The organism is Streptomyces sp. NPDC048507, assembly GCF_043199995.1.
Classification (GTDB): Bacteria; Actinomycetota; Actinomycetes; order Streptomycetales; family Streptomycetaceae; genus Streptomyces.
In genome coordinates this window covers 317,440-342,755 of the sequence record NZ_JBICWZ010000003.1, presented here as the reverse complement: position 1 = coordinate 342,755, position 25,316 = coordinate 317,440, and the positions used below count along the sequence as shown (strand labels likewise).

At 72.1% G+C, this 25,316-nt stretch carries 18 protein-coding genes; 7 read left to right on the top strand and 11 right to left on the bottom strand.

All coding sequences use genetic code 11. The features are described from left to right. Nucleotides 1-9: 9 nt before the first annotated feature. Nucleotides 10-915, top strand: coding sequence for a LysR family transcriptional regulator (locus ACGFXC_RS10640; RefSeq protein WP_393711538.1), 906 nt, complete (start codon nucleotides 10-12; stop codon nucleotides 913-915). A gap of 63 nt (nucleotides 916-978) precedes the next feature. Here ACGFXC_RS10640 and pepN (ACGFXC_RS10635) read toward each other — a convergent pair whose 3' ends face one another. The 4 genes from pepN (ACGFXC_RS10635) to ACGFXC_RS10620 form a co-directional block, all read right to left on the bottom strand. Beyond that, nucleotides 979-3,555, bottom strand: a complete 2,577-nt coding sequence (pepN, locus tag ACGFXC_RS10635) for an aminopeptidase N (protein WP_393711536.1) — start codon at nucleotides 3,553-3,555, stop codon at nucleotides 979-981. 163 nt (nucleotides 3,556-3,718) lie between these two features. After that, nucleotides 3,719-4,750, bottom strand: a complete 1,032-nt coding sequence (locus ACGFXC_RS10630) for an aspartate-semialdehyde dehydrogenase (RefSeq protein ID WP_393711534.1) — start codon at nucleotides 4,748-4,750, stop codon at nucleotides 3,719-3,721. 316 nt (nucleotides 4,751-5,066) lie between these two features. Beyond that, entirely contained in the window at nucleotides 5,067-8,402 is a 3,336-nt protein-coding gene (locus ACGFXC_RS10625) for a S8 family serine peptidase (protein WP_393711532.1), read from the bottom strand. Between the two features lie 274 nt (nucleotides 8,403-8,676). Beyond that, nucleotides 8,677-9,243: a CGNR zinc finger domain-containing protein gene (locus ACGFXC_RS10620; protein WP_393711530.1), complete on the bottom strand. Its 567-nt coding sequence runs from the start codon at nucleotides 9,241-9,243 to the stop codon at nucleotides 8,677-8,679. A 102-nt stretch (nucleotides 9,244-9,345) separates the two neighbouring features. On the opposite strand from ACGFXC_RS10620, the gene ACGFXC_RS10615 reads away from it, so the two are divergent. Further along, nucleotides 9,346-10,245: a pyridoxamine 5'-phosphate oxidase family protein gene (locus tag ACGFXC_RS10615; RefSeq protein WP_393711528.1), complete on the top strand. Its 900-nt coding sequence runs from the start codon at nucleotides 9,346-9,348 to the stop codon at nucleotides 10,243-10,245. Here the strand turns inward: ACGFXC_RS10615 and ACGFXC_RS10610 are convergent. Continuing rightward, a complete protein-coding gene (locus tag ACGFXC_RS10610; RefSeq protein WP_393711526.1) occupies nucleotides 10,221-11,180 on the bottom strand; it encodes a hypothetical protein in 960 nt (319 codons plus the stop codon). The genes ACGFXC_RS10615 and ACGFXC_RS10610 overlap by 25 nt on opposite strands. A 182-nt stretch (nucleotides 11,181-11,362) precedes the next feature. Beyond that, nucleotides 11,363-13,936, bottom strand: a complete 2,574-nt coding sequence (pepN, locus tag ACGFXC_RS10605) for an aminopeptidase N (RefSeq protein WP_393711524.1) — start codon at nucleotides 13,934-13,936, stop codon at nucleotides 11,363-11,365. A 127-nt stretch (nucleotides 13,937-14,063) separates the two neighbouring features. On the opposite strand from pepN (ACGFXC_RS10605), the gene ACGFXC_RS10600 reads away from it, so the two are divergent. Beyond that, nucleotides 14,064-14,711, top strand: coding sequence for a DsbA family protein (locus ACGFXC_RS10600; RefSeq protein ID WP_393711522.1), 648 nt, complete (start codon nucleotides 14,064-14,066; stop codon nucleotides 14,709-14,711). A gap of 133 nt (nucleotides 14,712-14,844) precedes the next feature. Here the strand turns inward: ACGFXC_RS10600 and ACGFXC_RS10595 are convergent, their stop codons facing one another. The 3 genes from ACGFXC_RS10595 to ACGFXC_RS10585 form a co-directional block, all read right to left on the bottom strand. Continuing rightward, on the bottom strand, nucleotides 14,845-15,501 hold the full coding sequence (locus tag ACGFXC_RS10595) for a superoxide dismutase (RefSeq protein ID WP_362123230.1): 657 nt from the start codon (nucleotides 15,499-15,501) through the stop codon (nucleotides 14,845-14,847). A 217-nt stretch (nucleotides 15,502-15,718) separates the two neighbouring features. Further along, nucleotides 15,719-17,131: an amino acid permease gene (locus ACGFXC_RS10590; protein ID WP_393711520.1), complete on the bottom strand. Its 1,413-nt coding sequence runs from the start codon at nucleotides 17,129-17,131 to the stop codon at nucleotides 15,719-15,721. A 220-nt stretch (nucleotides 17,132-17,351) separates the two neighbouring features. Next, nucleotides 17,352-18,761, bottom strand: a complete 1,410-nt coding sequence (locus ACGFXC_RS10585) for an amino acid permease (RefSeq protein WP_393711518.1) — start codon at nucleotides 18,759-18,761, stop codon at nucleotides 17,352-17,354. 284 nt (nucleotides 18,762-19,045) lie between these two features. On the opposite strand from ACGFXC_RS10585, the gene ACGFXC_RS10580 reads away from it, so the two are divergent. Continuing rightward, nucleotides 19,046-19,630, top strand: a complete 585-nt coding sequence (locus ACGFXC_RS10580; RefSeq protein WP_393711516.1) for a biotin transporter BioY — start codon at nucleotides 19,046-19,048, stop codon at nucleotides 19,628-19,630. A 72-nt stretch (nucleotides 19,631-19,702) separates the two neighbouring features. Here the strand turns inward: ACGFXC_RS10580 and ACGFXC_RS10575 are convergent, their stop codons facing one another. Then, nucleotides 19,703-21,169 carry an amino acid permease gene (locus ACGFXC_RS10575; RefSeq protein WP_393711514.1) on the bottom strand — a complete coding sequence of 489 codons (1,467 nt, stop codon included), beginning with the start codon at nucleotides 21,167-21,169 and terminating at the stop codon, nucleotides 19,703-19,705. 218 nt (nucleotides 21,170-21,387) lie between these two features. Here ACGFXC_RS10575 and ACGFXC_RS10570 point away from each other — a divergent pair, with 218 nt between their 5' ends. Both ACGFXC_RS10570 and ACGFXC_RS10565 read left to right on the top strand, forming a co-directional pair. Beyond that, nucleotides 21,388-21,876, top strand: a complete 489-nt coding sequence (locus ACGFXC_RS10570; RefSeq protein ID WP_393711512.1) for a ribose-5-phosphate isomerase — start codon at nucleotides 21,388-21,390, stop codon at nucleotides 21,874-21,876. Between the two features lie 76 nt (nucleotides 21,877-21,952). Then, entirely contained in the window at nucleotides 21,953-22,759 is an 807-nt protein-coding gene (locus ACGFXC_RS10565; protein WP_393711510.1) for an Fpg/Nei family DNA glycosylase, read from the top strand. Between the two features lie 37 nt (nucleotides 22,760-22,796). Here the strand turns inward: ACGFXC_RS10565 and ACGFXC_RS10560 are convergent, their stop codons facing one another. Continuing rightward, complete coding sequence (locus ACGFXC_RS10560; RefSeq protein ID WP_393711508.1) at nucleotides 22,797-24,032, bottom strand: GNAT family N-acetyltransferase; 1,236 nt, start codon at nucleotides 24,030-24,032, stop codon at nucleotides 22,797-22,799. Between the two features lie 117 nt (nucleotides 24,033-24,149). On the opposite strand from ACGFXC_RS10560, the gene ACGFXC_RS10555 reads away from it, so the two are divergent. Further along, entirely contained in the window at nucleotides 24,150-25,295 is a 1,146-nt protein-coding gene (locus ACGFXC_RS10555; protein WP_393711506.1) for a PP2C family protein-serine/threonine phosphatase, read from the top strand. The last annotated feature ends 21 nt before the right edge of the window (nucleotides 25,296-25,316 follow it).

The window sequence follows — 25,316 nt, the reverse complement described above, 5'->3', positions numbered from 1 at the left end:
TTCGACGGCGTGATCGACTGGGACGTCAAGAAGCTGCGGATCCTGCGGACCCTGGCCCACCAGGGCACCGTGACCGCCACGGCCGAGGCGCTGCACATGACGCCCTCGGCCGTTTCCCAGCAACTGACCAACCTCGCCCGGCAGCTGGGGGTCCAGCTGCTGGAGGCGCAGGGGCGCCGGGTGCGGCTCACCGACGCCGCCCATCTCGTCCTGCGGCACGCCGAAGCCGTCTTCGCGCAGCTGGAACGGGCCGACGCCGAACTCACCGGGTACCTGGCCGGGGAGGCCGGGGAGGTGCGGATCGGCGCCTTCTCCACCGCCGTGCCCGTGCTCGTCGTCCCCGCCGTCGCGGCCCTGCGCGCCAGCCACCCCGGCATCGAGGTCCGGGTCCGGGAGACGGAGGCCGCCGAGTCCTACGAGCTGCTCTCCGCCGGGGTCGTCGACCTCGCGCTGTCGCTGGCCGCGCACGCCCCGGTCGCCGGTGACCCCCGCTTTACCCGGATCACCCTGCTGGAGGACCCGCTGGACGTGGCCCTGCCGCCGGGCCACCCGCTCGCGGGGGCACGGGGCGTACGGCTGGCCGACCTGGCCGGGGAGCGGTGGATCTACGGGGGCAGCGGGCCCTGGTCGGAGATCACCCGCAGCGCGTGCGAGGCGGCGGGCTTCGTACCGGAGCAGGCGCACTCGGCGTCCGGCTGGACCGCGATCCTGACGATGGTGGAGGCGGGGATGGGGGTCGCGCTGGTGCCGCGCATGGTGTCGGGGCGGGCGGAGGGGGTCGCGGTGCGGGCCCTTCCGTACGACCGGCCCACGCGGCACGTGACCGCCGCGCTGCGCCGCGGCTCGGAATCCGCCCCGGCGCTCTCCCGGGTGCTGGCCGCCCTGCGCGCCGTCGCCGGCCCGGAACCCGCCTGACGCCCCGCCGCACCGGGCCCGGCCCCGCCCGCCCCCGGGAGGGGCGGGCGGGGCCGGCCGGGGTCAGGAGCGGGCGGAGGCGGCGTCGGCGGCCTGGGCCTTCAGGGCGCGCTCGATGCCGGCACGGGACTCCGAGACCAGACGGCGCAGACCGGCGTTCGGCTCGGCCGAGGCCAGCCACGCGTCCGTCGCGTCCAGCGTCTCGCGCGAGACCTGGAGCGACGGGTACAGCCCCACCGCGATCTGCTGCGCGATCTCGTGGCTCCGGGTCTCCCAGATCTCCTTGACCACCGCGAAGTACTTCTGCGCGTACGGCGCGAGCAGCTCCCGCTGGTCGATCTGCACGAAGCCGCCGATGACGGCCTCCTGCACCGCGTTCGGCAGGTCGGCCGACTCGATGACCGACGCCCACGTCTCGGCCTTGGCCGCGGCCGTCGGGCGCGCGGCCCGCGCGGTCGCCGCGTGGCGCTCGCCGGCCGCCGTCGCGTCCCGCTCCAGCTCCGCCGCGATCGCCGGCTCGTCCGCCGCACCGGTCGCCACCAGGCGCTCCAGGAACGCCCACCGCAGCTCCGTGTCCACGACCAGGCCCTCGACGGTCTCCGAACCGTCCAGCAGCGCCGCCAGGTGACGCAGCTGCTCCTCGGTGCGGGCCGTCGCCGCGAAGGCCCGGGCCCACGCCAGCTGGTGGTCGCTGCCCGGCGCGGCCGTCCGCAGGTGCTCGCGCGTGGCCTCCGTCCAGGTCGCCAGGCCCTGCTCCCGCCACGCCGGGTCCGCGTACAGGTCCACGGCCAGCTTCGCCTGCCGCTGGAGGGACTGCACGACCCCGATGTCGGACTCCTTGCCGATGCCCGAGAGGACCAGCGCCAGGTAGTCGCGGGTGGCCAGCTCGCCGTCCCGCGTCATGTCCCAGGCGGAGGCCCAGCACAGCGCGCGCGGCAGGGACTCGGTGAAGTCGCCCAGGTGCGCCGTGACGTTGGCCAGCGAGACCTCGTCCAGGCGGACCTTCGCGTAGGACAGGTCGTCGTCGTTGAGGAGCACGACGGCCGGACTGGTGCGGCCGGTCAGCTCCGGCACCGCCGTCAGCTCGCCGTCGATGTCCAGCTCGATCCGGTCCGTGCGGACCAGCTTGCCGTCGACCAGCTCGTACAGGCCGATCGCGATGCGGTGCGGACGCAGCACCGGCTCGCCCTTGGCGCCCGCGGGCAGCGCCGGGGCCTCCTGGCGGACCGCGAAGGAGGCGATGGTGCCGTCCTCGGCGTGCTCGATCTGCGGACGCAGGACGTTGATGCCGGCCGTCTCCAGCCATGCCTTCGACCAGGCGGTCAGGTCGCGCCCGGAGGTCTCCTCCAGCGCGCCCAGCAGGTCCGACAGGCGGGTGTTGCCGAACGCGTGGGCCTTGAAGTAGGCCTGCACGCCCTTGAAGAAGGACTCCTGGCCCACGTACGCGACGAGCTGCTTGAGCACCGAGGCGCCCTTGGCGTACGTGATCCCGTCGAAGTTGACCAGGACGTCGTCCAGGTCACGGATGTCCGCCATGATCGGGTGCGTGGAGGGCAGCTGGTCCTGCCGGTACGCCCAGGTCTTCATGGAGTTGGCGAAGGTGGTCCAGGCGTGCGGCCACTTCGAGCCCTCCGCGTACGCCTGGCAGGCGATGGAGGTGTACGTCGCGAACGACTCGTTCAGCCACAGGTCGTTCCACCACTCCATGGTGACCAGGTCGCCGAACCACATGTGCGCCAGCTCGTGGAGGATCGTCTCCGCGCGCACCTCGTACGCCGCGTCCGTCACCTTGGAGCGGAAGACGTACTGGTCGCGGATGGTGACCGCGCCCGCGTTCTCCATCGCGCCCGCGTTGAACTCCGGCACGAAGAGCTGGTCGTACTTCGCGAACGGGTAGTCGTAGGCGAACTTCTCCTGGAACCAGTCGAAGCCCTGCCGGGTCACGTCGAAGATCGCGTCCGCGTCCAGGAACTCGGCGAGCGAGGGGCGGCAGTAGATGCCGAGCGGGACGGACTGGCCGTCCTTGCCCTCGTACGAGCTGTGGACGGCGTGGTACGGGCCGACGATCAGCGCGGTGATGTAGGAGGAGATCCGCGGGGTCGGCTCGAAGGCCCACACCCGGTCCTTCGGCTCCGGCGTCGGGGAGTTCGAGATGACCGTCCAGCCCTCGGGGGCCGTCACGGTGAACCGGAACGTCGCCTTCAGGTCGGGCTGCTCGAAGCTGGCGAAGACCCGCCGCGCGTCCGGCACCTCGAACTGGGTGTACAGGTAGGCCTGCTGGTCGACCGGGTCGACGAAGCGGTGCAGGCCCTCACCGCTGTTGGTGTACGCGCAGTCCGCGACGACGCGGAGCTCGTTGGCCCCCGCGGCGAGGTGCGCCAGCGCGATCCGGGAGTCGCGGAAGACGGCGGCGACGTCCAGCGCCTTGCCGTTCAGGACCACCTCGTGGACGGCCGGCGCGACCAGGTCGATGAAGGTCTCGGCGCCGGCCTCGGCCGACTGGAAGCGCACGGTGGTGACGGACGGGAACGTGCCGCCCTCCTGCGCACCGCTGAGATCCAGTTCGACCTCGTACGAGTCGACAGTGAGCAGCTTTGCCCGCTGCTGAGCCTCTTCACGGGTGAGATTCGTGCCAGGCACGCGGTCATCTCCTTCGATGGTGACGTTGCCCGGCCATCCTTCCACGGGGGCGCCGTCCGCGCGCCGGCCTCATCCACGGGCGAACACGCCCGTCCCGGACGCGCCCGAGGGGGCGGTGCCGCGGCCCGCGGTACCGCCCCCTCGGGGACGCGTGCGTGCGGGGTCAGCCCCGGCGCAGCTCCTCGGCCACGAGCTCCGCGATCTGCACGGCGTTCAGCGCCGCGCCCTTGCGCAGGTTGTCGTTGGACAGGAAGAGCGCGAGGCCGTTCTCGGCCGTCTCGTCCACCCGGATGCGGCCCACGTACGAGGCGTCGCGGCCGGCGGCCTGGAGCGGGGTCGGGATCTCGGAGAGCTCGACGCCGGGGGCGTCCGCCAGCAGCTCGTACGCGCGCTCGACGCTCAGCGGACGCGCGAAGCGGAGGTTGACCTGGAGCGAGTGGCCCGAGAAGACGGGGACGCGCACACAGGTGCCGGAGACCTTGAGCTCGGGGAGCTCCAGGATCTTGCGGGACTCGTTGCGGAGCTTCTGCTCCTCGTCGGTCTCGAAGGAGCCGTCGTCGACGATCGAGCCCGCCAGGGGGAGAACGTTGAAGGCGATCGGACGCTTGTAGACGCCCGGCTCGGGGAAGTCGACGGCCGCGCCGTCGTGGACCAGCCCGGTGGCGCCCTCGGCGACGGCCTTGACCTGGCCGTCGAGCTCGGCGACGCCGGCCAGGCCGGAGCCGGAGACGGCCTGGTAGGTGGTGGCGATCAGCGCGGTCAGGCCGGCCTCGTCGTGCAGCGGGCGCAGCACCGGCATCGCGGCCATGGTGGTGCAGTTCGGGTTCGCGATGATGCCCTTGGGGCGGTTCTTGATCGCGTGCGGGTTGACCTCGGAGACGACCAGCGGGACCTCGGGGTCCTTGCGCCAGGCGGAGGAGTTGTCGATCACGACGGCGCCCTGGGAGGCGACCTTCTCGGCGAGGGCCTTGGAGGTGGTGCCGCCCGCGGAGAAGAGCACGATGTCCAGGCCGGTGTAGTCGGCGGTGGAGGCGTCCTCGATGGTGATCTCGCGGCCCTCCCACTCCACCGTCGTGCCCGCCGAGCGGGCCGAGGCGAACAGCCGCAGCTCGTCCACCGGGAACTTGCGCTCGGCCAGGATGCCGCGCATGACTCCGCCGACCTGTCCGGTGGCTCCGACGATTCCGACCCTCACGGTGACTCCTCATTGGTACGTGGGCGCGTGCGCGCGTGGAGCCATCATGCGTTCGACCCCACGAGGCTTGTCCAATCCATTGTCCGAGGTGCGGACGGAATCCGGGGTGACGACCCCCCCCGACGCGTCCGCGACGGGCGTGCCGCGGGGCCCCCGGACTGCCGTTTCGGCAGCTCACGGCCGGTTTGAGGCCGTTCCGCCGGGCCCGCCGTCCGGACGCGGCGTACCGGATGGCGGGCCGCGGGGACGGCGAAGGGGCGGGCGCCCGCATCGGGCGCCCGCCCCTCCGTCATGCCGTCACGCCCTCACGGGAGCGTTACGGGAGGACCTTCTCGATCTGGACGCTGCCGAGGCCGGCGGCGGTGCCGCGGGCGTTGAGCAGCTGGACCTGGCCGAAGAACTGACGGCCCTCGGGAGCCGCGCTGGAGACCAGGACGTTCGCCGCGACGCCGGCCGAGGCGCCGGTGGCGAGGTTCACCTTGGCGTTCTCGTCGACCTGGACGGAGCCCAGGGCGGCCGAGAAGTACACGTCGCGGTAGTCGTACGTGGTGGAGCCGGACGGAACCGCGTAGCCGATCACCTTGATGGTGTAGGTACCGGCGGCGGGCTTGTCCAGGCTCACGGCCTCCTCGGAGTCGCCGTCGGCGGAGGTGCCGACCTTGACGCCGTCCTTGTAGACCTCGAGGTCGAGGTCCGCGGCGGTGTCGGAGGTCTTGCCGATGGCGACGTCGAGGCGGGAGACGCCCTCGCCGACGGTGACCTCGGTGGTCTGGGTCTCACCGGCCGCGATGGTGGGCTTGGCGACCTTGGCGGAGCCGAGCGGGCCGCCCTGGAGCTTGCCGCCGGTGATGGCCGCGGCGTCGTTCTTGACGGTCCACTGGACCGGCGCCGGGGTGCCCTGCTTGACCTCGGGGAGGACCTTGACGGCCGGGTCGAAGCCCGCGCCGAGGACCGAGACGTCCAGCTTGAACGGGTTGTCGAGCAGCGGCGACGTACGGCGCGACTCGACCTCGATCTCCCAGACGCCCGGCTGCGGGTCCGCGTAGGAACGCAGGTCGGGGCGGCAGGTGTTGGCCGGGTTGTCGTAGTTCGGGTAGCACTGGGTGGTCGCGCTGTCCTCGACGCCCGTGCCGTACGGGTGGATCGAGATGAAGCGCGTCTGGCTGCCCGGCTTCAGACCGCCGAGGGCGACCTCGAGGGTCTTGGCGCCCTGCGGGACGGTCACGAAGTACGACTTGTGGCTGTTGCGCTGGACGGACGAGGTGTCCGACAGGGTGAACGACGGCTTCGCCAGCGGGGCGGAGGCGACGACCGTGGCCAGGACCTGCTTGTCGACGCCCTCGGTGGACGGGTCGTCGAGCTGGAGGATGCCGCTGTGCACGCCGGCCGACTTGACGTTCGCCTCGACCTTGATGGTGACGGGCTTGTTCAGCGGGAGCGTGACGTAGTCGTAGCCGCCGACGACCTTGAAGGTGCCGTCGTTGTTGCGCCAGCTCAGGTCGTGCCGGGTGCCGTACTTGACGCCCGTGGTGCGGGTGACGACGACGTCGTAGACCTTCTTCTGGCCGACCTTCAGGCCGCCTTCGCGGTCGTAGAGGCCGGTGCCGAAGCCCGGGGTCTTCAGGAACTGGTCGAGCGCGGTGTCGACCGGGGCCTTGACGGTGAACTCTTCGGCCTTCGCGCCGCGCTGGATGGACTCCCAGGCGTCGACGATGTTGATGAGACCGGCACCCTGTGCGTGCGCCGGGACATCGTTGATCTTCTTCGCGGTGCTGGTCAGCGCCACGCGCAGGCTCGCCGGGGTGAGCGCGAGCTTCTGCTGCTTGGCGGCCGAGAGCAGCAGGGCGCTGGCGCCCGTCGCCTGCGGCGAGGACATCGAGGTGCCCTGGAGCATCGAGTAGCCGGCCGGCAGGGCGTAGCCCGCCTCCTTGACCGGGCTGCCGGGCAGCCAGGTCTGGGTGGTGTTGATGGCCGCACCGGGGGCGGTGATGGTCGGCGTGAACCCGCCGTCCTCACGCGGACCGCGCGAGGAGAAGGGGAACATGTCGTACTTCTTCGACACGCCGGAGCCGTAGTTGGCGGCCCAGGTCTCCTTGGAGACCGCCGCGCCCACGGAGATGACCTTGTCGGCGAGGCCGGGGTCACCGATGGTGTTGACGCCCGGACCCTCGTTGCCCGCCGAGATGACGAGCTGGACGCCGTAGGTGTCGATGAGGTTCTTGTACAGCTCGGAACGGGCGTTGTTGCCGTCGTTCAGCGCCGGCAGGCCGCCGATGGACATGTTGACGATGTCCACGCCGCGGTTGACGACGAGGTCGATCATGCCCTCGGTCAGCGCGATGTTGGTGCAGCCGCCGGACCAGGAGCAGGCGCGCGAGGAGACGATCTTGGCGCCGGGCGCCTCGCCGTTCATCTTGCCGCCGAACAGGCTGTTCGCGGCGGTGATGCCGGCGACGTGCGTGCCGTGCTCCGACTCGATGATGCCGATGTTGACGAAGTCGGCCTTCTTGCCCACCCAGTCCCCGCCGAAGGGGTCCATCGGGACGTCCTTGCGGATCTGGATCACGAACGGGATGCGCTCGGCGACGTCGGTCGCCGGGTTGTCCGTGCCGAAGTAGCCGACCTGGTAGCCGTCCTTGTACGGCTTCATCGGCTCGTTGTTGGTGAAGTCGCCGTCCTGGTCGGTGTCGACGCGGACGGTGCCGGCCACCGGGTCGTACAGCATGCCGAACCGGTCGGTGGTGTCGCCGTCGCGGTTGACGTCGCCCTTCGCGTCACCCGTCGCGGTGATCGACTCGCTGAACCGGCTCCACTGGAAGGTGCCCTCGGGGGCCTTCCAGCTCTGGCCGCCCGCGGTGAAGGAGCCGCCGGTGGCGGTGACCGGGGTGACCTGGGGGCGCCAGGTGGCGTCGTTGTCCAGGATCGGGTCGGTCGCGGTGACCCAGTCGACGATCTTGCGCTCGCCGGTGGTGGTCTTCTGCAGGGCCGGGTGCGCGACGTCGACGCCCGAGTCCAGGATGCCGATGGTCACGCCGCGGCCGTCGGCCTGCGGGTTCTTCTGGACGAAGTCCACCGCGCCGGTCTCGAAGGACGGGTTGTACGGGTTCTTCGCCGGGGTGTCCTTGCCCGGGCCCGGGTAGGTCTCGGCGGCGGTCTTCTTGGCCGCGCCGGAGTCCTTGCCCGCGTCGGGACGCGGGTCCGGGAGCTGGATCTCGTGCCGCAGGTCCATGCCGTGGACGGAGTCGAGCTTCCCGGCCGCCTTCAGGGCGGCCTCGGCCTTGTCGGTCGGCAGGGTCGCCCGGACGTAGCCGAGCTTGTCGTACGTCTGGCCCACCGAGGCGCCCTGGACCGCGTCGAGCTGGTCCGCGACCTGCTTGGTCTGGCCGGGGGCGGTGGCGACCATGACGGTGACGGTGGCGTCACCCTTGGCCTTGGCCTCCTGGAGGAGTTCGGCGTCGGCCGAACCCAGCTTCTGGTCGGCGGACTTGACGGCCGGGTTGGTGCCCGGCGCGTCGGGGGCCGCAGCCGCGAAGGCGGGGACGGCGCCGGTGGCGCAGAGGGCGGCCACCAGGCCCGCGGCCGCGGCGACGCGGGCCGCGCGCCGCGCGCCGGGTATGGCCCCGGTGGTGGAGCTGGGCGAGTCGAGGGTCATCAGCATCCCTGGCTAAGTGAAAGATACGGTCCGGAATTCGGTGCCGGATGACCGGTCAGCTTTGCGCAAGTGACAGCTGTTTGGGGAGGGTTGTCATTGACCGATACCTGACATGGCGGACTCTCGCCAGTGCGGACCATCCGCCAGTGGGGACATGCCCGGGCAAGCCGGGGCGACTCGCATCGACGCGCGAGTGGATTTATCGATTTTGCAGCCTCACGGCGAAGTCATCCGGGACGTTCGTCTCGTATCCGGTGTGACAGATTCCGACCGTTCAGCGCTCGCGCGTGCGCGCGTAGTGGCGCGAGGCCTTGGCGCGGTTGCCGCACGCGGCCATGGAACACCAGCGCCGGGTCCCGTTGCGCGAGGTGTCGTGGAAGTGCAGGACGCAGCTCTCCGAGGCGCACTTGCGGATCCGGCCGGGCGGGCCGGTCAGCAGGTCCAGGTAGTCGCGGGCCGCCGTCCAGGCGGGGCCCCAGGCGGGGTCCGCGAACTCGGCGCGCTCGCCCGGCCCTTCGGCGGTGAGGGTGGCCCGGATCCGGCCGTGGTCCAGTACGGCGTCGATCAGGGCGCGGGCGCTCGCGTCGGCGGGGTCGGCGACGGCCCGGGCCAGTGACTCGCGGGCGGTCAGCAGGTGGACGAGGGTCGCGGCGTCGGCGCGGAAGCGGCCGGCCAGCCCCGCGCTCTCCAGCCAGACGGCGAGCCCTTCCACCCGGGTCAGCCCGTGGGCGCCGGCGAAGAGGTCGGCCGGTACGCCGTCCTCGGCCCAGCGCGTGTTCAGCAGGTCGAGGCAGACCGGCTCACCGGTCAGTGGACGCGGGTCCGCCGTCCGTTCCGTCACGTCCGCCTCCTCGCGCCGCTAACCCCTCAAGGGTACGGGACCGGTTGACGGGCGCCCGTCTAACCTTTAAACTCAAATTGAAAGGTTAGGATGGGAGTGGTCATGGAGCGCTACCACCGGGGATCGGTCGCCGTCCAGGAACGGGTGGGCGTACGGGCGCTCGCCGAGCACGTGGGCCGCTCGATCGGCAGTGAGGTCGGCGAGGCCGCGGCCGGCTTCCTCGCCCGGCAGCCCCACCTCGTCGTCGGCGCGGCGGACGCGGCCGGGCGCGTGTGGGCCTCGCTGCTCACCGGGCCGCCCGGCTTCGTACGGGCGGACGGGCGCGGCCGGATCACCGTCACGGGCGGCCTCCCGGCGGGGGACCCGCTGGCCGGGGCGCTGGCCACCGCGGGTACCGGGGTGGGGACCATCGCCCTGGACCCGCGCACCCGGCGCCGGATGCGGGTGGACGGGACGCTGGCCGTGCTGCCCGGCGGGTTCGCGGTGGAGGCCGAGCGGGTGTTCGCCAACTGTCCGAAGCACCTCGGCAAGCGCGGGCCGGTGGAGCTGGTGGCCGAGGGCCCGGGGGTGGTGTGGCGCGGGACCTCGCTCACGGCCCGCGCGGCGTCGGCCGTCCGCGGCGCCGACACCTTCTTCATCGCCACCACCGCCGCGGAGCACGGGGCGGAGGCCAGTCACCGGGGCGGCCCGCCGGGCTTCGTGGAGGTGCTCTCCGCCACCGAGCTGGTGTGGCCGGACTACGCGGGCAACGCGATGTTCCTGACCCTGGGCAATCTGGCCCTCGACGGGCGGGCCGGGCTGCTCTTCCCCGACTGGGAGGGCGGCGGTCTGCTCCAGATCGCCGGACGGGCCCGGACCGAGTTCGGGGAGGGCGGGGAGCGGCGGGTGCGGTTCACGGTGGAGGCGGCGGTGGAGAGCCTGCATCCGGGACGGCTGCGCTGGAGCGCCCCGGAGCACCCCCCGGCCGGCCCGCCGGTTCACCGGGGGAGCACGACCAGGTAGGCGGCGGGCTCCAGGTCGGCCGATGCCGTCAGGGCGGTGCGGACGACCGCGGCCTGCTGCTCGGGCCAGTCGCGCAGCTTGCGCGGGGTCAGGTGCAGGACGGTCACCCCGAGGCGCTCCAGGGTCTCCCGCTTGCGGACCGCCTCGGCGAAGTCCTCGTCCTCCCCCTGGCGGGGTGCCCGGGTGTCGATCTCGATGGCCACGGCCTGCTCGGGCCAGTAGGCGTCGACGCCGCCCAGGTGCGGTCCGCCGGGCAGGCGCAGGTCCACGTTCCAGACGGGCTCGGGGAGTTCGTGGCCGCGTACGAGCTGGTACAGCCGGTCCTCCGCGATGGCCCGGCCCTCGGCGAGGAGGGACTCCACGGCGTCCACCACGTGCGGCCGGTTCAGCAGCCGGGCCACGGTCAGCTCCCGCACGACGGCGGCCGGTTCGCAGTGTCCGGCCCGGACGGCCTCGCTCAGCAGGCGGCGTACGGTGCCCGCGTCCGAGAGCCCGGCGACGGCGTCGGCGACGGCCCGCGCCACCGGGGCCACGGGCAGGCCCGTCACCTCCACGGGGCGGGGCGGCGTGTGGCTGCGGACGATGCGGACGTCGCCGGTGGAGCGCAGCCGCCGGGTGTTCGGCACGAGGACGTCGATGTGCGGGAGGCCGAGCAGGGCCGGGGCGGCGGAGAACCGGTAGAGCGCGAGCGCCGCCAGGCCGGTGATCATGACCTCGTCGCCGCGGCGGCCCGCGTACAGCAGGGCGGCGTGCAGCCGCTCCTCGCTCGTCGCGGGGCCGGAGTGGAGCAGGAACACCCCCGGCAGCACCTGCTGCCAGGGCCGCCCGGCGGCCTCGGCCGCGCTCACGCCGTGCTCGCGGAGCTGGGCCAGGGTCAGCACGCGGGGGCGGCTGGCGGTGAGGTGGGTGAGGGGGAGGGGTGCGTTCTGGTTCATGACGCGGTGATTCCCTCAGGCCATGGCCTCGCTAACGCCTGTTACACGTTCGTCGACAAACCCGGACAAGGCGGGGCTAAAGTACGGGCGTTCGACTGCCGATGGAGCGCCCGCCTCCCCGCACCCCGACGCACGCGGGCGGGGGCCGGAGAACTCCGGCCCCCGCCCGTACGCGGACCGGATCAGGCCGCGTCGCGGGCCTGGGCGCGCAGCGCGCGGGCCAGGTCGTCGCGCGACTCCAGGACCAGCCGCCGCAGCGCGGGCGCCGCGTCCGGGTGCCCGGCCAGCCAGGCGTCGGTCGCCGCGACGGTGTCCTCGCCGTCCTGGAGCATCGGGTACAGCCCCTTCACCACGTGGATCCCGATCTGGATCGACCGCTGCTCCCAGACCCGCTCCAGCACCTCGAAGTAGCGTCCGGCGTACGGGGCGAGCAGGTCGCGCCGCGAGGGCTGCTGCATCCCGTCGATGGTGGCCTCGACCAGGGCGTTCGACAGCGCGTCCGACTCGACGACCACCGCCCACGCCTGGTCCTTGACCGCTGCCGAGGGCCGCGCCGCCAGGCACCGCACCTGGTGCCGCTTGCCCGAGGCGGTGTCGTCGCGCGCGAGTTCCGCGCCGATGACGCCCTCGTCCACTGCCCCGTGCGCCGCCAGCGGCAGCAGGAAGTCCCAGCGCAGCTCCTGGTCGACGTCGAGCCCGTCGATCCGCGCCGTCCCGTCCAGCAGGCCCAGCAGCAGCTGGAAGTCGCCCTCGGTCGCCGCGCTCGCCGCGAAGAAGCGGGCCCAGGTCAGCTGGTGCTCCGAGCCCGGCTCGGCCAGCCGCAGTTCGTGCAGCGCGCCCGCCGCCAGCTCGCGGCCGGCACCCTCGCGCCGCCCGGGCGCCGAGTAGTGGGTGACCGCGCTCAGCGCCTGCCCGTGCAGCATCTGGAGCACGCCGACGTCGCTCTCCCGGCCCGCGTGCGTCAGGAACAGCGACAGGAAGTCCCGGGCGGGCATCAGCCCGTCCCGCGTCAGGTTCCACAGCGCCGACCAGCACAGCGCGCGGGCCAGCGGGTCCGTGATCGCGCCCAGGTGGCCGCGGAGGGTCGCGAGCGAGGCCTCGTCGAAGCGGACCTTGCAGTAGGTGAGGTCGTCGTCGTTGACCAGCACCAGGTCGGGCCGCTCCTGTCCGGCGAGCTCCGCGATCACCGTGCGCGCCCCGGCCACGTCGGCCTCGGCCCGCGCGTAGCGCACCAGACCGTCCGCCCCGGTCCGGTAGAGGCCCACCGCGATCCGGTGCGGGCGGCCGGCCGACACGGCGGGCTGGTCCGGCAGGGCGTCGCCCTCCTGGAGGACGGCCAGCTCGGTGACGCGGCCGTCGGCGTCGGTGGTGATCAGCGGCGTCAGGGCGTTCACGCCCGCCGTCTGCAGCCAGGCCCGCGACCACTGGGCCATGTCCCGCCCGGAGACCTCCGCGAGCACCGACAGCAGGTCGTCGAGCGTGGTGTTCCCGTACGCGTGGGCCTTGAAATAGCGCCGCGCGCCCTCCAGGAAGGCCTCCCGCCCCACGTAGGCCACCAGCTGCTTGAGGACCGCGGCGCCCTTGGCGTACGTGATGCCGTCGAAGTTCAGCTTGGCGTCCTCCAGGTCACGGATGTCGGCCGTGATCGGGTGGGTGGAGGGCAGCTGGTCGGCCCGGTAGGCCCAGGCCTTGCGGCTGTTGGCGAAGGTGACCCACGCCTGGTCGAAGCGGGTGGCCTCGACGAGCCCGAAGGAGCCCATGAAGTCCGCGAAGGACTCCTTCAGCCACAGGTCGTCCCACCACTTCATGGTGACCAGGTCGCCGAACCACATGTGCGCCATCTCGTGCAGGATGACGTTCGCGCGCCGCTCGTAGGAGGCCTGCGTGACCTTCCCGCGGAAGATGTACTCCTCGCGGAAGGTCACCATCCCCGGGTTCTCCATCGCGCCCAGGTTGTACTCGGGCACGAAGGCCTGGTCGTACTTCCCGAAGGGGTACGGGTAGTCGAAGATCTCGTGGAAGAGGTCGAAGCCCTGCTTGGTGACCAGGAAGACGTCGTCCGCGTCGAAGTACTTCGCCAGCCCCTTGCGGCACATGGCACCCAGCGGGATCGTCAGGTCCCCGCGCGTGTAGCTGTCCGTCACGTAGTGGTAGGGCCCCGCGACCACGCAGGTGATGTACGTGGAGATGGGCGCGGTCTCGGCGAAGCGGCGGGTGGGCCCCTCGGCGGACTCCTCCACGCCGTTGCTCCACACCCGCCAGCCCTCGGGCGCGGTGACCTCGAAGCGGTAGGGGGCCTTCAGGTCGGGCTGCTCGAAGTTCGCGTACACCCGCCGGGCGTCGGCCGGCTCGTACTGGGTGTAGAGGTAGACCTCGCCGTCCTCCGGGTCCACGAAGCGGTGCATGCCCTCGCCGGTCCGGCTGTACGCGCAGTTCGCGTCCACGACCAGGACGTTCTCGGCGGCGAGCCCGTCCAGGGCGATCCGCGCCCCGTCGAAGGCGGTGGCCGGGTCGAGGACGCGGCCGTTGAGGGTGACGGAGTTCACGGAGGGGGCGATCAGGTCCGCGAAGGAGGACGCGCCCGGCGTCGTGGCCCGGAAGCGGACGGTGGTCACCGAGCGGAAGGTCCGGGGGCCCTCGGCCGGCTCGGCCTCGTCCACCGCGGACCTCAGGTCGAGGGCCACCTCGTATCCGTCGACGGACAGCAGTTCCGCTCGTTCGCGGGCCTCGTCGCGGGACAGGTTCTCTCCGGGCACGTGCACTCCTTCGTGCGTGATCGCGTTCTTCGGTTCGAATCCTCCCACGGGGGAATGCGCCCGGGCCGGGTCCGGTTGCCCAGGGGGATGGCTGGAGAGCAACGCCTTGGCTGACATGAGGAGAGACATGGCCGACACGCAGGTGCGCGAGAAGACCCCCGTCGACTTCTGGTTCGACCCCCTGTGCCCCTGGGCCTGGATGACCTCCCGCTGGGTGCTGGAGGTGGAGAAGCTCCGCGACATCGAGGTGCGCTGGCACGTGATGAGCCTGGGCGTGCTCAACGAGAACAAGCTCGACGAGCTGCCCGAGGCCTACCGCGAGATGCTCGGCCCCCAGGCCTGGATCCCCGTGCGCGTCGTGACCGCCGCCGAGCAGAAGTTCGGCAAGGAGGTCACCGGCAAGCTGTACACCGCGCTGGGCACCCGCATCCACAACGAGGGCCGCGGCAACACCCCCGAGGTGATCGCCGAGGCGCTGGCCGAGGTCGGCCTGCCGGCGGAGCTCGCCGGGTTCGGGACCTCCGACACCTTCGACGCCGAGCTGCGCGCCTCGCACAACGACGGCATCGAGCGCGTCGGCCAGGAGGTCGGCACCCCGGTGATCTCCGTGCCCGGCGCCGACGGCGAGCAGGTGGCCTTCTTCGGGCCGGTCGTCACCCCGGCCCCGCGCGGCGAGGCCGCCGCCCGGCTGTGGGACGGCACCCTGCTCGTCGCCTCCACCCCGGGCTTCTTCGAGCTCAAGCGGACCCGCACCCAGGGTCCGTCCTTCGAGTAGTCCGGCCGGTCCGGCGCCGCCGGGTACGCGGAAGACCCCCGTGAGTCACGTCCTCACGGGGGTCTTCCGTTGGAAACGCCCGCACGCGAAAGGTGAGAAGACGATCACGAGGCGGGCGGCTCTGCGGCTGCGATCAGCCCTTGGCGGGGATCAGCAGCGGGGTGTTGGCCTTGGCGTCGGCGTAGCGCCGGGCCACGTCCTGCCAGTTGACGACGTTCCACATCGCCTCGATGAAGTCCACCTTCTGGTTCTTGTACTGAAGGTAGAAGGCGTGCTCCCAGGCGTCGAAGACGAGGACCGGCACGGAGGCCTGGCCGACGTTGCCCTGGTGGTCGTAGATCTGCTCGACGATCAGGCGGCCGCTGATGGGCTCGTACGCGAGCACGCCCCAGCCGGAGCCCTGCGTCGCGGAGGACGCGAAGGTCAGCTGCTTGCGGAACTTCTGGAACGAACCGAAGGACTCGGTGATGGCGTCCGCGAGGTCGCCCAGACCGTCGGCCGCGGTCGGCTCGCCGCCGCCCTCGCCGGTCTTCGGGCTGGCCATGTTGTGCCAGTAGATGCTGTGCAGGATGTGGCCGGAGAGGTGGAACGCGAGGTTCTTCTCCAGGCCGTTGAGGGCGCCCCAGTTCTCCTTGTCGCGCGCCTCCTCCAGCTGTTCCAGCGTGGTGTTGGCGCCCGCGACGTAGGCCGCGTGGTGCTTGTCGTGGTGCAGCTCGATGATCTGCGGGTTGATCACCGGCTCCAGCGCCGCGTAGTCGTAAGGAAGCTCAGGAAGCGTGTAGATGGCCATGCGTGTATCCGGTCCCCTCAGCGTGCCAATCGCTTATTGCAATTAATGCGCAACTGCACGCTAGCAGTATCTATTCCGGCTCACGAGTAAGGGTCACCTCTCTTGGGCGGCCCCCGGGAATGCCGGAGGCCGGGTCCGCGCGGGGGGCGCGGGCCCGGCCTCTGACGTGCCGTCCGGTGGGGGTGTCACACCGGACGGGGGCTGGGGGAGGGGCGGCCTAGGGGGAGACCTCGTGGGCGGCGGCCCGGCGCTGCATGACGTACCCGGTCGCGGCCAGGGCGACGGTCAGTCCGCCGGTGAACAGGACCTGCACCCGGGTGTCCTCGCCGAGGGCCATCAGGACCAGCACCCCGGCGACCCCGGCCAGCGCCACCCAGGTCAGGTACGGGAAGCCCCACATCTTCACGACCAGCTTCTCGGGCGCCTCGCGCTCCAGGCGCCGGCGCAGCACGAACTGGGAGACCGCGATGAAGCCCCAGACGATGAGGATGACCCCGCCGACCATGTTCAGCAGCCAGGCGAACAGGGTGTCCGGGTACCAGTACGAGAGCAGCACGGTGACGAACCCGAAGCCGCTGGAGGCGAGCACCGCCCGGCGCGGCACGCCGCCGCTGACCTTGCCCAGCGCCTTGGGGCCCTGACCCCGGGCGACCAGGGAGTAGGCCATGCGGGAGGAGCCGTAGATGTTGGCGTTCATCGCGGACAGCAGGGCGATCAGGATGACCACGTTCATGATCTCGCCGGCGGCCGGGATGCCCAGGTGGTCCAGCGTGGCGGCGTAGGGGCCGTCGTCGGTGACCGCCGGGTCGTTCCACGGCAGCAGGGTCACGATGACCAGCATCGAGCCGACGTAGACGATCGCGATCCGCCACATGGTGGTCTTCACGGCCGTGGCGACGCCCTTGACCGGGTCGTCGGACTCGGCGGCCGCGATGGTCACCGTCTCCAGCCCGCCGTACGCGACGACCGAGGCGAGCAGGCCCACCAGCAGTCCGTCGACGCCGTTGGGCAGGAAGCCCCCGTCGTGGACGAGGTTCGCGGCGGCGGGGGAGGAGGTGCCGGGCAGCAGGCCCAGGACGGCGAGCGCGCCCAGGCCCAGGAACAGCGCGATGGCGCCGATCTTCAGCGCGGCGAACCAGAACTCGAACTCGCCGAAGCGGGAGACGGCGCCCAGGTTGCCGGCGCAGAAGAGCGCCATGAAGGCGAGCACCCACATCCACGAGGGCGTGCCCGGGAACCAGCCCGTCATGATGTGCGCGGCGCCGATCGCCTCGATGGCCACGCCCACGCACAGCAGCGTCCAGAACATCCAGCCCGCCGTGAAGCCGGCCCACGGGCCGATCGCCCGGTCGGCGTGCACCGAGAAGGAGCCCGAGGCGGGGTGGGCGGCGGACATCTCGCCGAGCATCCGCATCACGAACATGACGAGCACGCCGGAGGCGGCGTAGGCGAGCACGATCGAGGGCCCGGCCGCGGCGATCCCGGCGCCCGAACCCACGAAGAGGCCCGCGCCGATGACCCCGCCGAGGGCGATCATCGAGAGGTGGCGCTGCTTGAGGCCGTTGCCGAGCGGGGAGCCGGCGGGGGCCTGCGGCGGTTCGGGGGGAGCGAGGGTGCTGCTCTGGCTCATGGGGGTGTGCCTGTCCGGTGTGCGGGGACGGTGCGGTGTCCGCTGGTGCGGATCCCCAGTGTGCCGAGCGTCCGCTCACCGGACGTTTCCTGTCCGATATGCGGACACTCGATTCACCGATCGTGATCGGCTCCGTACGCGCGCCCGGACGCGGGAAGACCCCCGCACCGGTCGGCGCGGGGGTCTTCCCGTATCCCTTCCCTGGCTGAGCGGGCGGCGGCTACGCGGCCGTCCCCGCCCGGCGCGCGCGGATCTCGCGCACCCACGCCACCAGCAGCACCGCCGCCGCCGCACCCGAGGACCACAGCAGCTGCGGCCGCGCCGAGTCGTCGAACAGCATCAGCACCAGCACCGCCGCCATCCCCAGCAGCGCCGCCCACGTCAGGTACGGGAACAGCCACATCCGCAACGTCAGCCGCTCCGGCATCTCCCGCTCCAGGACCTTGCGCAGCCGCAGCTGCGAGACCGCGATCAGCGCCCACACGAACAGCAGCACCGCGCCGACCGCGTTCAGCATGTAGAGGAACACCGTGTCCGGCCACAGCAGGTTCAGCACCACCGACACGAACCCGAAGGCCACCGAGGCGAACACCGCCCGGCGCGGCACCCCGCCGCCCGAGACCTTCAGCAGCGCACGGGGCGCCTCGCCCCGCTCGGCCAGCGAGAAGACGATGCGCGAGGAGCCGTAGAGGTTCGCGTTCAGCGCCGACAGCAGCGCCACGAACACCACGATGTTCATGATCTGCCCGGCCGCCGGGATCCCGATCGAGTCCAGCACCGCGACGTACGGGCTCTCGCCCGGCTCCAGCGAGTCCCACGGCAGCAGGGTCACGATGACCAGCATCGAGCCCACGTAGAAGAAGAGGATGCGCCACACGGCGCTCCGCACCGCGCGGGCCACCGAACGGGCCGGGTCGTCCGACTCGGCCGCCGCGATCGTGACGACCTCCAGGCCGCCGAAGGCGAAGACCACCGCGAGCATGCCGGCGATCACCCCGCCCATCCCGGCCGGGAAGAAACCGCCCTGCCCGGTCAGGTTGGCCATGCCGACGGGATCGGTGTCGGGCAGCAGGCCGAAGATCGCGAGCGTGCCCAGGATCAGGAACAGGACGATGGCCCCGACCTTGAGGGCCGCGAACCAGAACTCGAACTCGCCGAAGTTGCGCACCGCCGCCAGGTTGCTGAGGGTGAAGACCACCATGAAGAGCAGCACCCACACCCACTGGTCGACCGCCGGCAGCCAGCCGTTGGCGATCTTCGCGGCGCCGGTGGCCTCCACGGCGAGCACCACGACCAGCAGGAACCAGTAGAGCCAGCCCGCCGAGAACCCGGCCCAGCGTCCCAGGGCCTTCTCGGCGTACACGGAGAAGGAGCCGGAGGCCGGCATCGCGGCCGACATCTCGCCGAGCGCCCGCATCACCAGCATCGCGAGCACGCCCGCGAGCAGGTACGAGCAGATGATCGCGGGTCCGGCGATGGTGATGCCGGCGCCGGAGCCCACGAAGAGGCCGGCGCCGATCACGCCGCCGAGGCCCAGCATGGTCAGGTGGCGCTGCTTGAGGCTGTGGCTGAGGGGTTCCGGGGGCAGGCCGCTCCCGGTGACGTTCGGATCGGGCAGTGGGTCGCGCATGAGGGGATGCTCGTACTCTCGGTCGGCCAAGCGGCGCTGGGGGCTGCACGGGGGATTGGCGGGAACCTACAGTCTGGCGGCAGGGAGCCCGCGGGAGCAAAAAGGACGTGCGGTCGCATGTGGCCCGTGACGCGGATCACTTCGACTCGGGTGTGGGCGCGGGTCTTTGTCCGGTCTCCACCAAACCGGCCAGTACGGCTTTGTCCCGCCCGGCGGTGGGGCGGCGCCCGGCCCCGCACTAGCCTCACGGTGTCCTGTCGATCACCACCTCGCGGAGCCCCCCGATGAGCACTGCTTCCGTCTCCTTCCGGCCCGGCGCCGTCCTCGCCGACCTGCTGCCCGCGAGCCGCGTCCGCGACATCGCGCTCGTCGTCGGCGGAGCCGCGCTCACCGGCCTCGCCGCGCAGCTCTCCGTGCCCGTTCCCGGCTCGCCCGTCCCGGTCACCGGCCAGACCTTCGCCGCCCTGCTGGTGGGCACCGCCTTCGGCGCCCGCCGCGGCTTCCTCTCGCTCGCCCTGTACGCGCTCGTCGGCATGGCCGGCGTGCCGTGGTTCGCGGGCGGCACCTCCGGCGCGGGCGGGGCCTCCTTCGGCTACGTGCTCGGCATGCTGCTGGCCGCCACCGTCGTCGGCGCCCTCGCGCGGCGCGGCGCCGACCGCTCGGTGCTGCGTACCGCGGGCACCATGGTGCTGGGCTCGGCCGTGATCTACGCGGTGGGCGTGCCGTACCTCATGGCCGCCACCGGCATGTCCCTGAGCGCCGCCGTCGCCGCGGGCCTGGTCCCGTTCCTGATCGGCGACGCGCTCAAGGCCGCCCTCGCCATGGGCGCCCTGCCCGGCGCCTGGAAGCTGGCGGGCCGCCGGGGCTGAGCCCCCCGCCCCGCTGCACGGCAGCCCCGGACCGCGCGCGGCGGTCCGGGGCTGTCGCATGAGCGGAGCGGGTTACGCGGCGGCGTCCGCCGGGGCCTCGGCGTCGGCCGGAGCCACCGACCCGCGGCGCAGCGCGGAGCGGACCACGCCGATCACCAGCACGACGGCGGCGACCAGCAGGGAGAGCAGCACCGTCTCGCGGTTGTCCTTGTCGTAGACCATGTAGCCCAGGACGAAGGTGATCATCGCGGCGGTGATCCAGGTCAGGTACGGGAAGAACCACATCTTCACCGTCACCTTCTCCGGCGCCTCGCGCATGAGGATCCCGCGCATCCGCAGCTGGGTGAAGCAGATGACCAGCCACACGAACAGCGCGATCGCACCCGAGGAGTTCAGCAGGAAGCTGAAGATCGTGTCGGGGAAGGCGTAGTTGAAGTAGACGGCGGCGAAGCCGAAGACGACCGAGCCCAGGATCGCGACGGCGGGCACGCCGCGCTTGGTGACCTTGGCGAAGGCCTTCGGCGCGTCGCCGCGCTCACCGAGCGAGAACGCCATGCGGGAGGCCGTGTAGAGGCCCGAGTTCAGGCAGGACAGCACGGCCGTCAGGACGATCACGTTCATGATCTGGCCGGCGTGCGCGATGCCGATCGAGTCCAGGGCGGCGACGTAGGAGCCCTTGTCGACGATCGACTTGTCGTTCCACGGCAGCAGCGTGAGCACGATGAAGATCGAACCCAGGTAGAAGATGCCGATGCGCCAGATCACCGAGTTGGTGGCCTTGGTGACGGCGCGGCGCGGGTCCTCGGACTCGCCCGCGGCCAGCGTGACGATCTCGCTGCCCATGAAGGAGAAGACGACCATCAGCACACCGGTCAGGACGGAGCCCCAGCCGTTCGGCATGAACCCGCCGGTGTCGGTGAGGTGGGCCAGTCCGGCGCCCGGGTTGTCCGAGCCCGGCAGCACGCCGAAGACGGCGAGCATGCCGACCACGACGAACGCGCCGATGGCGACGACCTTGATCCCGGCGAACCAGAACTCGAACTCGCCGTAGGAGGCGACCGAGCCGAGGTTGGTGGCGGTCAGGACGACCATGACGATCAGCGCCCAGCCCCACTGCGGGACGGCCGGGATCCAGCCTTCGAGGATCTTCGCCCCGGCGGTGGCCTCCACGGCCAGCACCACGACCCAGAAGAACCAGTAGAGCCAGCCGATGGAGAAGCCGGCCCAGCGGCCGAGCGCGCGGTCGGCGTAGGCGGAGAAGGAGCCGGAGTTCGGGCTGGCGGCGGCCATCTCGCCCAGCATCCGCATCACGAAGACGACCAGCGCGCCGACGAGTGCGTACGAGAGCAGGATGGCCGGGCCGGTCTTGGCGATGCCGCCGCCGGAGCCGACGAACAGGCCGGCGCCGATGACGCCGCCAATGGCGATCATGGACAGGTGGCGGTTCTTGAGACCGGCCTTGAGACCGTCGGAGGGCTGGGGCGCACCGGGTTCACCGGTGGAGTCGCCTGCCTTCTGCAGGGTCGTCGTGGTGCTCATGGACGATTCCTTAGGTTCTCGGGTTTCGAGTTCCGGCATTCAAACCCGACATCCTCGAAGTACGGAAGACCCTGTTCCGATGGTTGCCCAAGGCCCACATCTCGGGACCAAGGTCCCGACCCCTCCCGTCTGGGTTCTTTGGGTTTACTTGAGGTTTAGAAGTGACATAGGCGACACCCTCTGCCGGACCTCGAGGCCGCGCGTGCCACACTCGACCCATGCGCGTGTATCTCGGATCCGACCATGCCGGCTTTGAGCTCAAGAACCACCTGGTGGACTGGCTCAAGAACAACGGCCACGAGCCCGTCGACTGCGGGCCCCACATCTACGACGAGGTCGACGACTACCCGCCGTTCTGCCTGCGTGCCGCCGAGCGGACCGCCGCGGACGAGGGCAGCCTCGGCATCGTGATCGGCGGCTCCGGCAACGGCGAGCAGATCGCCGCCAACAAGGTCAAGGGCATCCGCGCCATCCTCGCGTGGAGCGTCCAGACCGCCGAACTGGGCCGCGAGCACAACAACGCCAACGTCATCTCCGTCGGCGGCCGCATGCACACCCAGGACGAGGTCGTCAGCTTCATCGACACCTTCCTGAAGACCCCGTACTCCGGCGCGGAGCGCCACACCCGCCGCATCGACATGCTCACCGCCTACGAGCAGACCGGCGAGCTCCCCCCGATCCCGGCCCACCACCCCCAGGACAAGTAGCCAGGCCAGCAGGACGCACCCGCGCCGCCGGACCCCGTCCGGCGGCGCGCGCACGTCCGGACGGAGGAGCAGTGCCGTGCCCGAAGGGCATACGATCCACCGCCTCGCGCAGGACCACACCGAGCGCTTCGCCGGCCGCCCGGTCCGGGTCAGCAGCCCCCAGGGCCGCTTCGCCGACAGCGCGGCCCTGCTCGACGGCCGCGAGCTGGAGAGCGCCGAGGCCCACGGCAAACACCTCTTCCTGGAACTCGGCGACGCCTGGATCCACATCCACCTCGGCCTCTTCGGCAAGCTCGGCTTCGGCCCCGCCCCCGCCCCGCCCGCCGGCGACACGGTCCGGCTGCGGCTGCTGAACGCCGCCCACTACGCCGACCTGCGCGGCCCCACCGCCTGCGCGCTGCTCGGCGAGGGCGAGAAGAAGGCGGTGCACGACCGGCTCGGCCCCGATCCGCTGCGCCCCGCCGACGACCCCGAGCGGGCCTGGAAGCGGATCTCGCGCTCCCGCACCACCATCGCCGCCCTCCTCATGGACCAGAAGGTCGTCGCGGGCATCGGCAACGTCTACCGGGCCGAGGTGCTCTTCCGCCACGGCATCGACCCCTACCGCGCGGGCAAGGACCTCACCCGCGCCGAATGGGACGCGATGTGGGCCGATCTGATCCTGCTCATGCGCGAAGGCGTACGGCTCAACCGGATCGACACCGTCCGCGACGAGCACCTCCCCGAGGCCATGGCCCGCCCGCCCCGGGTCGACGACCACGGCGGCGAGGTCTACGTCTACCGCCGGGCCCACCTGCCCTGCCACGTCTGCGGAGGCGAGATCCGCACCGCGGACCTCGCCGCCCGCAACCTCTTCTGGTGCCCGGCCTGCCAGCGGCGCTGAGCCCCTCCCGGGGGAGGGGCGCCGGACCCGCCGGGCCTCAGAAACCGTGCGGCAGCCAGGGCGCGACTTCGCCCGCGAACGCCCGCGAGGCCCGCGACAGCGCGCCCGCGCGCAGCTCGCGCACCCGGCCCGCCGCGGCCAGCGAGGTCAGGGTGATCCCGCCCAGGTACGCCGAGCCCAGCTCGCGCACCGACAGCGCCAGGTCCGCCGCGTCCGCGGTCCGCGCGCAGCGCACCTCCCCGTCGGCCTGCGCCGTCAGCCGCCACCGTCCGGTGTTCCACGGACAGAACGCGTCCTCGACCTCCAGCACCACGTCCAGGGCGGCGGCGTAGGTCCGGGCCTCCAGCGCCGCCGGCAGGTCCACCAGCCGGACGTGCAGCGCGTCGCGCTGGCGCGTCCGCATCCGCCGCACGTCGCTGGCCAGGTGCAGCAGCGCGTCGTCCGCAGGCCGCCCGTACGCCCGTACGGTCCAGGTCAGGTCGATCTCGAAGAGGTAGCGCCACAGCGCCGCGTACGCCGCCGGATGCAGCGCGTCCACGTCCTCGACCTGGACCTTGCCGTCCGAGCCGCTCTGCTCCCAGTCCGGCTTGACCCGGTAGCGGGCGTACCCGGTGACCCCGCCCTCCGCGTCCTCCGCCACCACGCACTTCAGCGGTGATGCGCCCTCCCGGCGCGGCTCCGGGTCCAGCAGGCCCAGCCGCTCCCAGCCGGGCCGCCGGGCCGGCATCCCCGGCCGCCCCGCGACGAGGGCCGCGTACACGCGCTCGCAGTCGGCCAGGGCCTTCTCCGGGTCCACCAGGCGCAGCCGGACCTGGTCCGTACCCGGCGGCACGGCCAGCCGCACGCGCGTGGTGTCGATCTCGACGGACAGGGCGTAGGCGCCGGTGCCGTAGCCGAACCGGCCGTAGATCTCCGGTTCCGAGGCCGTCAGCACGGCGAGCGGCTCGCCACCCTCCCGGATGTCGTCCAATTGGCGGCGCATCAGCGAGGTCAGCACCCCGCGCCTGCGGTGGGTCGGCGCGACGCCCACCATGGTCACGCCCGCGGCGGGGACCAGCGCGCCGCCCGGCACCGAGAGCCGGAAGCTGAAGGCGCCGGCCGAGCCGACGCAGGTGCCGCCGTCCCACACGCCCAGCGAACGCTCCGGTTCCGTGAGGTCCCGGTAGAGCGCCCGCTCGTCCGGGGTCTCCGGCACACCGCCGAACGCCAGTTCCAAGTGGTCGTACCAGACATCCCACTCATCAGCCTGCAATACGCGCGTATCAAGAGCCATGGGGCTATCCCTACCAGGGCATTCCGTCCCGGTCGAACTGTTTTCGACCCCGGAGGTGACCTACGTCCGGGGGTACCCCTGCGCACACACAGCCGGGATGGATAGGGTCCCGGTGCAATGGCCTCGGCACGTGTGGAGACGTACGCGGCCCGGATGCGCGCGTTCTGGCACCGGGCCCGCACCGCCCTGCGCAAATCCGCCGTCGACTACTTCCGCGGCGACGCCTCCGACTGGCTCGCCTTCGGCGGGCTGCTGCTGACCGTACCCGCGATCGCCTGCGGCACGCTGATGATGCCCGTCTGGTTCTCCCCGTCGGCCCTGGTCCTGCCCATCGTGGCCGGCGGCCTGCTGCTGCGCCCCGCGAGCCTGCTCGGCCTCTACGCCGCCTCCGCGACCGCGCTGATCGTGGAGGCCCTGGTGCTCGGCCCGTACACCGGCGGGCCCGCCCGGGTCACCCCCGGGACGGTGCTCGTGGTGGCGGCGTGCGGCTTCTTCGGGCTGGTCATCGCCCAGTTCCGCAGCCGCGTCGGCGTGCCCTGGCGGCGCGGCGGCACCATGCTCTTCGACCTGCGCGAACGGATCCGGGTCCAGAGCAAGCTGCCCGCCCTGCCGCGCGGCTGGCACCGCGAGATGGCCCTGCGCCCGGCCGGCGGACAGTCCTTCTCCGGCGACTTCGTCGTCGCCGCCCGCACCAACGGCGGCCGGACCCTGGAGATCGTCCTCACCGACGTCTCCGGCAAGGGCATGGAGGCCGGCTCCCGCGCCCTCCTCCTCTCCGGAGCCTTCGGCGGACTGCTCGGCGCGCTGCCCCCGCACGGCTTCCTGCCCGCCGCCAACGGCTACCTGCTCCGCCAGGACTGGGACGAGGGCTTCGCCACCTCCATCCACCTCGTCCTGGACCTGGAGAGCGGCGACTACGAGCTGCTCTCCGCCGGGCACCTGCCCGCCCTCCAGCTGTCGGCCGGCACCGGCCGCTGGCAGGAGGTCACCGGCGAGGGCCCGCTCCTCGGCGTCTACGACGGAGCGGAGTTCACCCCGGCGCGCGGCAACCTGCGGCGCGGCGACGTCCTGATGCTCTTCACCGACGGCCTCGTCGAGACCGCCGACCGGGAGATCAGCGAGGGCATCGACAAGCTCACCGGCGAGGCCGACCGCTACGTCGCCGCCGGCTGGGAGGGCGCGGCCTGGCACCTGATCGAGAAGGTCGCCAAGGACGTCAACGACGACCGGGCCCTCCTCCTCATCCGCCGCTCCCCGTCCTGACCCCGCCCCGCCCCGCGCCCC

Bases quoted from the DNA above. Each gene is read 5' to 3' on its own strand.
- ACGFXC_RS10625 (WP_393711532.1), bottom strand. From the start codon at position 8,402: ATGACCCTCGACTCGCCCAGCTCCACCACCGGGGCCATACCCGGCGCG.
- ACGFXC_RS10615 (WP_393711528.1), top strand. From the start codon at position 9,346: ATGGAGCGCTACCACCGGGGATCGGTCGCCGTCCAGGAACGGGTGGGC.
- ACGFXC_RS10610 (WP_393711526.1), bottom strand. From the start codon at position 11,180: ATGAACCAGAACGCACCCCTCCCCCTCACCCACCTCACCGCCAGCCGC.
- ACGFXC_RS10600 (WP_393711522.1), top strand. From the start codon at position 14,064: ATGGCCGACACGCAGGTGCGCGAGAAGACCCCCGTCGACTTCTGGTTC.
- ACGFXC_RS10595 (WP_362123230.1), bottom strand. From the start codon at position 15,501: ATGGCCATCTACACGCTTCCTGAGCTTCCTTACGACTACGCGGCGCTG.
- ACGFXC_RS10590 (WP_393711520.1), bottom strand. From the start codon at position 17,131: ATGAGCCAGAGCAGCACCCTCGCTCCCCCCGAACCGCCGCAGGCCCCC.
- ACGFXC_RS10585 (WP_393711518.1), bottom strand. From the start codon at position 18,761: ATGCGCGACCCACTGCCCGATCCGAACGTCACCGGGAGCGGCCTGCCC.
- ACGFXC_RS10580 (WP_393711516.1), top strand. From the start codon at position 19,046: ATGAGCACTGCTTCCGTCTCCTTCCGGCCCGGCGCCGTCCTCGCCGAC.
- ACGFXC_RS10575 (WP_393711514.1), bottom strand. From the start codon at position 21,169: ATGAGCACCACGACGACCCTGCAGAAGGCAGGCGACTCCACCGGTGAA.
- ACGFXC_RS10570 (WP_393711512.1), top strand. From the start codon at position 21,388: ATGCGCGTGTATCTCGGATCCGACCATGCCGGCTTTGAGCTCAAGAAC.
- ACGFXC_RS10560 (WP_393711508.1), bottom strand. From the start codon at position 24,032: ATGGCTCTTGATACGCGCGTATTGCAGGCTGATGAGTGGGATGTCTGG.
- ACGFXC_RS10555 (WP_393711506.1), top strand. From the start codon at position 24,150: ATGGCCTCGGCACGTGTGGAGACGTACGCGGCCCGGATGCGCGCGTTC.